The following is a 2773-nucleotide window of genomic DNA, read 5'->3' as shown; positions in this document are numbered from 1 at the left end:
CGCCGCCGCCACCCCCGGTGCGGGCGTTCCCCGGGGGCGGGGATGGGGTCGGACATGCGCAGCGTCAGGCCGATGCGGTTGCGCGGGACGTCGACTTCCAGCACCTTGACCTTCACAACCTGGCCGGGCTTCACCACCTCGCGCGGATCGTTGATGCGGCGCTCGGACATCGCCGAGATGTGGATCAGGCCGTCCTGATGCACGCCGATATCGGCGAAGGCGCCGAACGCGGCGACGTTAGTAATCGTCGCCTCGAGGATCATGCCGGGCTTGAGATCGGTGATCTTCTCGACGCCTTCCTGGAAGGTCGCGGTCTTGAACTCGGGGCGCGGATCGCGGCCGGGCTTCTCCAGTTCCTTCAGGATGTCGGTGACGGTCGGCACGCCGAATTTGTCGTCGGCGAAGGCCTGGGGCTTCAGGCCCTGGATCACTTTGGTCTGGCCGATCAGCGCCTTGATGTCGCTCTTGGTGGCCTCCAGGATCTTCTTGACGATCGGATAGGATTCCGGATGCACGCCGGAAGCGTCGAGCGGATTGTCGCCGTCGCGGATGCGCAGGAAGCCGGCGCATTGTTCGAACGCCTTCGGCCCGAGCCGCGGCACTTCCTTGAGCTTGGCACGGCTCGGGAACGGGCCGTTGGCATCGCGATGTGCCACGATGTTGGTCGCCAGCGTCTCGCCGATGCCGGAGACGCGCGCCAGCAGCGGCGCCGATGCGGTGTTGAGATCGACGCCGACGGCGTTCACGCAGTCTTCCACCGTCGCATCGAGCGCGCGCGCCAGCGCGTGCTGATTGAGGTCGTGCTGATACTGGCCGACGCCGATCGACTGCGGCGGCACCTTGACGAGTTCGCCGAGCGGATCCTGCAGCCGCCGCGCGATCGACACCGCGCCGCGGATCGAGACGTCGAGGTCGGGAAATTCCTTCGAGGCGAATTCGGATGCGGAGTACACCGATGCGCCGGCCTCGGAGACGATCGCCTTGGTGAGCTTGAGATCGGGCTTGGCCTTCATCAGGTCGGCGACCAGCTTCTCGGTCTCGCGCGACGCGGTGCCGTTGCCGATCGCCACCAGCTCGATCTTGTGTTTGACGCAGAGCTGCGCCAGCTCGAGCATGCTCTCGTTCCAGCGCCGCGCCGGCTCGTGCGGATAGATCGTCGAATGATCGACCAGCTTGCCGGTGCGGTCGATCACCGCGACCTTGACGCCGGTGCGGAAGCCCGGATCGAGGCCGAGCGTGGCGCGGCCGCCGGCCGGCGCTGCAAGGAGCAGGTCGCGCAGATTCGCGGCGAACACCCGCACCGCCTCGGTTTCGGCCTGCTGCCACAGCCGCATCCGGATATCGAGCGCCAGCGCAGTCTTGATCCGCGTCCGCCACGCCCAGCGCACACTGTCGGACAGAAACGCATCGGCGGGACGGCCTTTGCGCGAGATGCCGAAGGTGGCGGCGATGCGGTTCTCGTACTGGGTCGGCTCCTTGGAGTCCGGATCCTCGCCGTCGCCGAAATCGAGCGCCAGCACCTCTTCCTTCTCGCCGCGCAGCAGCGCCAGGATGCGATGCGACGGCAGCTTCTCGAACGGTTCGGAGAAGTCGAAGTAATCGGCGAATTTGGCGCCCTCCGTCTTCTTGCCATCGCGGACCTTGGCGGCGATCTTGCCGCGACTCCACATCTGTTCACGGAGTGAGCCGATCAGGTCGGCGTGTTCGGAGAAGCGCTCGACCAGAATGGCGCGCGCGCCGTCGAGCGCCGCCTTGACGTCGGCGACCGGATGCTCGCCGTCAGTCTTAACGTACGAGGCGGCTTCGGCTTCGGGATTCTTGTCGGGATTCTGCAGCAAGAGGTCGGCCAGCGGCTCGAGCCCGGCCTCGCGCGCGATCTGCGCCTTGGTGCGGCGCTTTTCCTTGAACGGCAGATAGATGTCTTCGAGCCGCGCCTTGGTGTCGGCGGCGACCAGCTGCGCTTCGAGTTCCGGTGTCAGCTTGCCCTGCTGCTTGATGCTGTCGATGATGGCGACGCGGCGCGCTTCCATCTCGCGCAGATAGCGCAGCCGCTCTTCCAGCGTGCGAAGCTGCGCGTCGTCGAGCATGCCGGTCGCTTCCTTGCGGTAGCGCGCGATGAACGGCACGGTCGAGCCGCCGTCGAGCAGATCGATGGCGGCCTGAACCTGGGCTTCGCGCACGGCGAGTTCGTTGGCGATGACGTTCGCGATTTTCAGCACTGGCAAGTCTCTCGGCAGAACAGATGGGGAGGGGATCGTCCGCGCCGCGCGCGGCGAATCGAAGGCACCCTACGCCATCCGGCGCGCGCGGTGCAGCCGGCAAAGCCGGTGCGGCGGGCGGGTGTGAATAAGCCGGATGGTGCCCGGCCGTGCCTCGTCTTTGCGGGCGCAATTCGAATCGCGAGGCGATTCGTCGCCGGCTGCGATCAATGCGCCGGCGCCGCAACCCGCGCGTCAAGCACCAGCCGCAGCATGCGTGCCAGTTCGGCGCGGCGATACGGTTTGACCAGGAGATCGGTGCCATGCTGGCCGGCAGGGAAGGCCGTGGTGTCGGCGAAGCCGGAGGTGAACAGCACCCTGAGGTTCGGCCGATGCCGGCGCAGTTCAGACGCGAGCTGCGGCCCATTCATGCTGCCCGGCATGATGACATCGGTGAACAACAGGTCGAACTCAAACCCGTCGTAGACCATCGCCATCGCCTGCGCGGCCGACGACGCNGGGAACGCCGTGTAGCCGAGCGCGGCCAGATGCGTCATCACGTAGCTACGCACCAG

General features: G+C 66.7%; 2 protein-coding genes. Both read right to left on the bottom strand.

The window, feature by feature from the left end; all coding sequences use genetic code 11:
* The coding region (locus I5M_RS20180) for a Tex family protein (protein WP_022723046.1) at nucleotides 1–2219 on the bottom strand (2219 nt) is incomplete at its 3' end.
* A gap of 206 nt (nucleotides 2220–2425) precedes the next feature.
* A partial coding sequence (locus I5M_RS20175; RefSeq protein WP_031337159.1) for a response regulator occupies nucleotides 2426–2773 on the bottom strand: 348 nt, incomplete at its 5' end.

Origin of the sequence: Rhodopseudomonas sp. B29 (genome assembly GCF_000333455.1) — a bacterium.
Lineage (GTDB): Bacteria > Pseudomonadota > Alphaproteobacteria > Rhizobiales > Xanthobacteraceae > Rhodopseudomonas.
This window is presented reverse-complemented; position numbering and strand designations above follow the sequence as displayed.